The 7,073-nt window shown below is 53.9% G+C and carries 7 protein-coding genes; all 7 read right to left on the bottom strand.

Translation table 11 applies throughout. The annotated features are described in order from the left end of the window. Window positions 1-389, bottom strand: a 389-nt coding sequence (locus KWG64_RS25055) for a DUF6531 domain-containing protein (RefSeq protein WP_255562299.1), incomplete at its 3' end; no start/stop codon positions are given. Window positions 390-666: 277 nt separating this feature from the next. Then, complete coding sequence (gene sanA, locus KWG64_RS25050) at window positions 667-1,584, bottom strand: outer membrane permeability protein SanA (RefSeq protein ID WP_218523442.1); 918 nt, start codon at window positions 1,582-1,584, stop codon at window positions 667-669. A 230-nt stretch (window positions 1,585-1,814) separates the two neighbouring features. Further along, window positions 1,815-3,512, bottom strand: a complete 1,698-nt coding sequence (locus tag KWG64_RS25045; protein ID WP_218523441.1) for an NAD-dependent malic enzyme — start codon at window positions 3,510-3,512, stop codon at window positions 1,815-1,817. Between the two features lie 158 nt (window positions 3,513-3,670). Continuing rightward, window positions 3,671-4,555, bottom strand: coding sequence for a cytidine deaminase (gene cdd, locus KWG64_RS25040; protein ID WP_218523440.1), 885 nt, complete (start codon window positions 4,553-4,555; stop codon window positions 3,671-3,673). 174 nt (window positions 4,556-4,729) lie between these two features. After that, window positions 4,730-5,464 carry an arginine ABC transporter substrate-binding protein gene (locus KWG64_RS25035; protein WP_218523439.1) on the bottom strand — a complete coding sequence of 245 codons (735 nt, stop codon included), beginning with the start codon at window positions 5,462-5,464 and terminating at the stop codon, window positions 4,730-4,732. A 224-nt stretch (window positions 5,465-5,688) separates the two neighbouring features. Further along, window positions 5,689-6,357, bottom strand: a complete 669-nt coding sequence (gene artM, locus KWG64_RS25030) for an arginine ABC transporter permease ArtM (protein WP_120506961.1) — start codon at window positions 6,355-6,357, stop codon at window positions 5,689-5,691. Then, the gene (artQ, locus tag KWG64_RS25025) at window positions 6,357-7,073 is read right to left on the bottom strand and encodes an arginine ABC transporter permease ArtQ (protein WP_218523438.1); all 717 of its coding nucleotides are present in this window, start codon (window positions 7,071-7,073) and stop codon (window positions 6,357-6,359) included. The genes artM and artQ overlap by 1 nt, the downstream gene beginning before the upstream one ends.

Below are 7,073 nucleotides of genomic sequence, written 5' to 3'. Positions count from 1 at the left end.
TGGCCGGACGGAAGCAGGTGAAAATGAATGCTGCGCCCGGCATTATCGTTAAGGATGAGTTCGTCAGCACGGATTTGCAGGCGGATATCCGCCGCCGCCGACCAGCCGGGGCCGAACATCCCGACCGGCGCGGGCGTGCCGGTTTTATAGCTGCTGTAAGAACGCGAAAGCACAAAGGGCAGCGGCGCGGGCAGCGCAATATCGGTCTCGCCGGGCAGAACTTTGGCGCCGAGGGACGGGTTCACGGGGCTGCCTTCCACCACGCCGCCGGGGCAAACCGAACAGGCGACGCCCGTAGGCGCACCAATCATTACGCCCAGCGAGCCCTGCACAACCGGGCCGCCAATGGCGGTCATATCATGCTGACGTGCAGCGGGAAATCCGGTCATGGAGTAAATCCTTTTGGGTAAAGCGTCCGAGAAATGATTGATTTGAAGATGGGGTATTCATTGTTTTATTCATCAAATAAATACAACAAAATCAAAGTGATAAATTGAAGTGAGAAGGTAGGGATTAATAAGAGAAGATGCTGAGAGGAGGATCACAAAGAATTAAGGATTTAGCAGGGGTTAACTATTAGCTGCAGCAGAGGGCTGTAGAATTTAGATATGGAACCACTGATCTACACGATGAAAAACCAGCGGAATAAATGAAATCTTCATCCCCTTACTGCTGAAATGGATTCCTGCCAACCGGTTTCATTGGTTCGGGAGCCGGTTCCGGCTCTGCGGTTTCGGCCTGAGCAGCTTCGTTGGCTTCCTGCGCGGCTTTGGCTCTGGCGGCTTCGTCGGCGGCAGCTTTATCCGCTGCGGCTTTTTCTGCCGCTGCTTTATCGGCGGCCGCTTTGGCGATGGCGGCTTTTTTCTCGGCTTCCAGCTGCTGTTGTAATGCCAAAAGCTGTTCAGGCGTGACGGCCGGATAGCCCTGCGCATCATCCGGAATATTATGAATGGCCGGGATTGGTATCAGCGGGCCAAGGAAGCGCGGCTCGCGTTTGAGCAGATATAAATCGGTCAGCGCGCCGAGGCGGGCGAAGATCTCACGGCCGCGCACGCTGAGCATATTTTTCGGTGACGGCACCGCGAAACACTGCGCCTGAATGCCCATATGCAGCGCGATAAACAACGCACGTTCACAATGGAAACGCTGGGTAATGATGATGAAATCATTGGTATCAAAGACTTTGCGGGTCCGCACGATGGAATCCAGCGTACGGAAACCGGCGTAATCGAGCACGATGTCACTGGCCGGAATACCGGCGGCGATAAGGTCGCGGCGCATTGTGCTCGGTTCGTTGTAGCTTTGCTGCGCATTGTCGCCGCTCAGCAGCAGGTATTTCACCTTGCCGCTGTTGTAAGCGTTAATTGCGCCCTGGATCCGGTAAAGGTAATACTGGTTGATCACGCCGGTACGGTAATACTTGGAAGTGCCCAGCACGACGCCAACCTGACGGTGAGGCAGGGTCTGCACTTCGTCATAAATGTATGGCTGAGTGCGCAGACTGATCCACTGATCAAGCCCGATAGCGACCGCCAGCATCAGAATAACGATGCCGGTAACGCCAGCTATAAGTCGCTTAATCATAGGTATCCCTGTTTATGATCGAATTGAAATCGGATCCAAGGCTACTTTACCTGTTTAGGGGACGCAATACGTTGCACTCTGTATCCACCGGCATCGCGGGTTTTTTCAGCACTTTTCAGTGAATTACTGTCTGATTTGCGCGAAGGGCTGCAATTTAAGTGAAAAAAAAGACCAATGCGCGGGCATTGGTCTGGATCATGGTCAGTCTGATTCTTCCGGATATTGCGGGATCAGAATGATGTGCGTTTGTAGGAACGGTACTGCGGTGCCCAGAAGTTGTGCTCAATGGCTTTGGACAGTGAATCTTCAGACGTCACCATCGCCACGCCCTGCAACTGCGCTGCTTTACCCACTTCCATCGCGATGCATTTCGAGACGCCCTGAATGTCATTCACATCCGGTAGCAGCGAACCTTTGCCTTCAGTGGCCAGCGGTGAGCATTCTGCCAGTGTCCGGCTGCCGGCCATCAGCATGCCATCCGTAACACGGGTTGCCCCGGACGCAATCACACCCAGCCCGATACCCGGGAAGATAAAGGAGTTGTTGCACTGCGCAATAGGGTACAGCGTGCCTTTATGGCTTACCGGCGCAAACGGGCTGCCGGTGGCGACGAGCGCCGCGCCGTCCGTCCAGTTCAGGATATCAGCCGGTGTCGCTTCCACGCGTGATGTCGGGTTACTCAGCGGCATGACGACCGGGCGGGCGCAATGTTTATGCATTTCACGGATGATTTCTTCCGTGAACAGGCCCGGCTGGCCGGAGACGCCGATCAGCACCGTGGGTTTGGCGTTACGCACGACATCAAGCAGGGAAATGCTGTCGCTGCTCATGCCCCAGCCGGTCAGCGCGCTGCTTTTCTGCACCAGGCGGCTCTGGAAATCGAGCAGGTTCGGCAGTTTGTCGGTCAGCAGGCCGAAGCGGTCAACCATGAAGACTTTCGCGCGCGCTTCTTCTTCGCTCAGACCTTCGGATTTCATCTGCGCAACGATTTGCTCTGCAATACCACAACCCGCAGAACCGGCACCGAGGAAGGCGACGGTCTGGTCACTCAGCTTGCCGCCGGCGGCTTTGCTGGCAGCAATCAGGCTGCCCAGTGCCACGGACGCGGTGCCCTGAATATCATCGTTAAAGCAGCACAGTTCGTCGCGGTAACGTTCGAGGATCGGCATGGCGTTTTTCTGCGCGAAATCTTCGAACTGCAACAGCACGTTCGGCCAGCGGATTTTTACCGCCTGAATAAACTGGTCAACAAATGCTTCGTACTCTTCGCCGGTGATACGCGGATGACGCCAGCCCATGTACAGCGGGTCGTTGAGCAGTTGCGGGTTGTTGGTGCCTGCATCGAGCACGACCGGCAGGGTATATGCCGGGCTGATGCCGCCGCACGCGGTATACAAAGACAATTTGCCGATAGGAATGCCCATGCCGCCAATGCCCTGGTCGCCCAGGCCCAGAATGCGCTCGCCGTCAGTCACCACGACCACTTTGACGTGTTGTTTGGTGGCGTTTTGCAGCATGTCGTCGATGTGCGCGCGGTTAGGGTAGGAGATAAACAGGCCACGGGCGCGGCGGTAGATATCAGAGAAATGCTCGCAGGCTTCGCCGACGGTCGGGGTATAAATTACCGGCATCATTTCGCTGAGATGGCTGTCGAGAAGGCGGTAAAACAGCGTCTCGTTAGTGTCCTGAATGTTACGCAGATAGATGTGTTTATCGATGTCAGTTTTGAAATTCTGGAACTGGCGGTAGGCGCGATCGGCCTGTTCTTCAATCGTTTCAACGGCTTCTGGCAACAGGCCGTGAAGGTTGAAATTGCTGCGCTCTTCTTCAGTAAAAGCGCTGCCTTTATTCAGTAACGGAAATTCTAACAGGATTGGGCCAGCGTGAGGGATGTACAGGGGACGTTTGCTTTCGTATTCAAGTTCCATCGTTTTACTCTTCCGGTGCTCAGAATGTTAATTTTTATAGTTTAGAGACGAAAGGGTAACAGAGAGGAAACGGGGAATTCAAATCAGACAATGTTATGTAACTAATGACTACAGGAACGTAGTCATTAGTGTTAGGCAGATCACGAAACCCGGCGGTTTCAGCAGTTCAGCGTGGTAACGTCTTCGCACCCGATGGCTTTCAGCGTGGCGCGGGTGGCGTCATTTTGGGTGATCAGCGCGCCTTCCTGTTCGACCAGCACGGCGCGGCACACTTTCAGGCAGTCTTCACCTGACAGGTTCAGCAGGATTAATGCCGCCTGTAACGGAGGCAGGCTCGGGTTGAAGGCTGCGTTTTCCGCGTAGCGCCCGGCAAACTGCTTACCGTTTTGCGTTTCCAGTGCCACACCGCTGTGTGATTTGCTATACGGCGCATGGCTTTGGTTGCAGGCATCCAGCGCATGTGCGGCCAGTGTGTCAGAGGTTTTCAGCGTATAGCCGTGATCAACTTTATCCATCAGCAACGTGGTGATATCCAGATCCTTCGGCCCGAAGGAATGCGGCAGATAATCGCCGAGGGTGGCGACATGGCGATCCGGCAGATGGATATCCAGCGCCGTACCGCTGGTCAGTTCATTCATAAACTGACGACAATGGCCGCAAGGTGTGTAATTGACGGTGATTGAAGCCAGACGCGTTTCGCCACGCAGCCAGGCGTGCGTGACCGCAGATTGTTCGGCGTGAACGGTTTGCTGCATCGGTGCACCGGCAAATTCCATGTTGGCACCGAAATACAGATTACCGGAGGTTCCGCGGGCAATTGCGCCCACGTTGAAATGCGAAATCGGCGTTACCGAACAGGCTGCTGCCAGCGGTAACAGGGCGAATGCCAGCGCGTCGTCGTCCAGACCGGTTGCCTGTTTTACCTGCGCAACCTCGGCGGCCGTGAACATTGCCGGGAAGTCATCATGTCGCAGAAACGGCTCAAGCGCGGAGGATAAATTTTCAGGGAGTGCCGCAAAGGCGGTGTGAAAACGTGCGTGCATAAACATTCGATCTCGACTGTGATTACGGTTAAACAGTGTAAAAGTCATTACCTGAACTAAGTGTGACAGAAGTCACCTTTTTGGTGAAACAGAAGAGCTGAAGTTGCAGTTTTGAGAGATGTTACGCAGAAAACCGCCATGACAGGCGGCTTTCTGTTTGAAGGACGAGCGGTTTTACTGAGCCGGGAACCACTTGTCGTTGATCTTTTTGAATTCGCCGTTGGTTTTAATGCCATCGAGCGCCGCATTCAGTTTCGCCAGCAATTCTTTATTCTCCGGACGAACGGCCATTCCCACGCCAGTACCAAAGTATTGCGGATCTTTAATCAGTTCGCCCACTTCACCCAGATTAGGGTTGGATTTCAGCCAGCCATTCAGCACGGCGGTATCGCCGAGCAGCCCGTCCAGACGACCACTTTTCAGATCCAGAATCGCATTCTGATAGCTGTCATAACCGACGGTGGTGATTTCAGGGTGTTTTTCCATCAGGTATTTCTGGTGCGTGGTGCCGTTTTCCAGGCCGACACGTTTACCTTTCAGATCGGCTATAGAAGAGAATTTACCCTTCGGCCCGATAATCATGGCGGTATTGGCGTAGTAAGGCTGGGTAAAAGTGACCTGCTTGCTGCGCTCTTCGGTGATGTCCATACCGGAAATGATGACGTCAAAACGACGGAATTTCAGCGCCGGGATCAGCCCGTCAAATGGCTGGTTGGTGAACGTGCAGGTTTCCTGCATTTGCTGACAAACGGCCTTCGCCAGATCCATATCAAACCCGACGATCTGATTGTTAGCGTCCATGGATTCGAACGGCGGATAGGTCGCGGAAGTCCCGAAACGAATGGTCTCAGCAGCGGTAGCGGCGAAAGCGGTGGCAGATAAAACGGCAGCGAGGATCAGCTTTTTCATGCAATACATTCCTGTTCAAAAAATGACATTCCCTTCATGGTTCAGTTTACTGATTTTATTAATGTAATCGGGTAACTGGCAGGAAGTGAAACCTGCGTTTAAATTGCCATTAAATGAATTTGTATGCAATAAATTTGATTAAAAAATTAAATTGAAGATTGGCGGGCTATTTTGCAGGTATAAAAAAGGGACGATTTCTCGTCCCTTCAGGCGTCCGGTGTTTATTAGTTTCGGCGTTCAAACGCCAGCGCACGGCGCTCTATCAGGCGCATCATCAGGGTCAGTAACCCGTTCACGCACAGATAAACCAGACCGGCGGCACCAAATACCATCACGTCATAGGTGCGGCCATACATCAGCTGGCTGTGCCCCATAACGTCCATCAGCGTAATGGTGTACGCCAGAGAGGTACTTTTGAAGACCAGCACCACTTCGTTGGAATAGGACGAAAGCGCGCGCTTAAACGCATATGGCAGCAGAATTCGCAGGGTCTGCGGTTTCGACATGCCCAGCGCTTCGCAGGACTGCCACTGGCCGGACGGGATCGCGCGTACCGCACCGGTAAACAGTTGCGTGGTGTAAGCGGCACTGTTGAGCGCCAGCGCAAACATCGCACACAGCCAGGGCTGCGACAGCACTTCCCACAACCAGGGGATTTCACGAATAGACGGAAACTGGCCCGGTCCGTAGTAAATCAGGAAGATTTGAACCAGCAGCGGCGTACCGGTAAACAGCGTGATATAGCCTTTCACGATTTGGCTGGCAACAGGCACTTTCAGCGTAAGTATCACGGTGAAAATCATCGCCAGCAGGAGCGCAACAATCAGCGCCGCCACGGTCAGTGTCAGGCTGGTGTGCAATCCTTTCAGGACTTCAGGTAAATATTCCCACATCAGGAAGCACTCCGTTCAAAGCGGGTGGTACGCAGTTCGATGCGTTTAATCACGAACTGGCTGAACAGGGTGACAAGCAGATAAATGCAGGCCGCAATCACGTACCAGGTAAAAGGTTCCTGTGTCCGCGTGGCGATACTTTTAGTTTGCAGCATCAAATCATTCACGCTGATCAGTGACACCAGCGCGGTGTCTTTGAGCAGAACCAGCCACTGATTGCTCAGGCCCGGCAGCGCGTGACGCCACATTTGCGGCATAATCAGGCGGAAGAAGATCGCCGATTTTTTCATGCCCAACACCTGACCGGATTCCCACTGGCCTTGCGGAACGGCTTTCAGCGCGCCGCGCAGTGTCTGCGAAGCATAAGCGGAATACAGCAGCGAAAGGGCGATGACACCACAGACAAACGGGCTGACTTCGAAGTTTTCGATGGGCAGCTTTATCGGCACTGAGAACAGACCGAGATTGAGGCTAAAGCCATCCGCCAGCACCATCAGCAATTGTGATGACCCGAAGTAGATGAAAAGCACGACCAGAATTTCTGGCAGACCGCGCAGCACAGTGACCCACGCCGTACCGAGCCAGCTAAGTGGCTTCCACGGCGCAGATTCCCAGACTGCGAAGATCATCGCCAGAATCAGGCCGAGGACCAGCGCACAAACGGCAAGGCCGACGGTCATCCCGGCGGCGCTTGCTAAAGGTTGGAATTCAGTCAT

Origin of the sequence: Rahnella sp. PD12R, assembly GCF_019200965.1 — a bacterium.
Classification (GTDB): Bacteria; Pseudomonadota; Gammaproteobacteria; order Enterobacterales; family Enterobacteriaceae; genus Rahnella; species Rahnella laticis.
The sequence above is the reverse complement of the archived record's forward strand: the minus strand, read 5'-3'. Positions and strand labels throughout refer to the sequence as shown.

Bases quoted from the DNA above. Each gene is read 5' to 3' on its own strand.
- sanA (WP_218523442.1), bottom strand. From the start codon at position 1,584: ATGATTAAGCGACTTATAGCTGGCGTTACCGGCATCGTTATTCTGATG.
- cdd (WP_218523440.1), bottom strand. From the start codon at position 4,555: ATGCACGCACGTTTTCACACCGCCTTTGCGGCACTCCCTGAAAATTTA.
- artQ (WP_218523438.1), bottom strand. From the start codon at position 7,073: ATGACTGAATTCCAACCTTTAGCAAGCGCCGCCGGGATGACCGTCGGC.
- KWG64_RS25045 (WP_218523441.1), bottom strand. From the start codon at position 3,512: ATGGAACTTGAATACGAAAGCAAACGTCCCCTGTACATCCCTCACGCT.
- KWG64_RS25035 (WP_218523439.1), bottom strand. From the start codon at position 5,464: ATGAAAAAGCTGATCCTCGCTGCCGTTTTATCTGCCACCGCTTTCGCC.
- artM (WP_120506961.1), bottom strand. From the start codon at position 6,357: ATGTGGGAATATTTACCTGAAGTCCTGAAAGGATTGCACACCAGCCTG.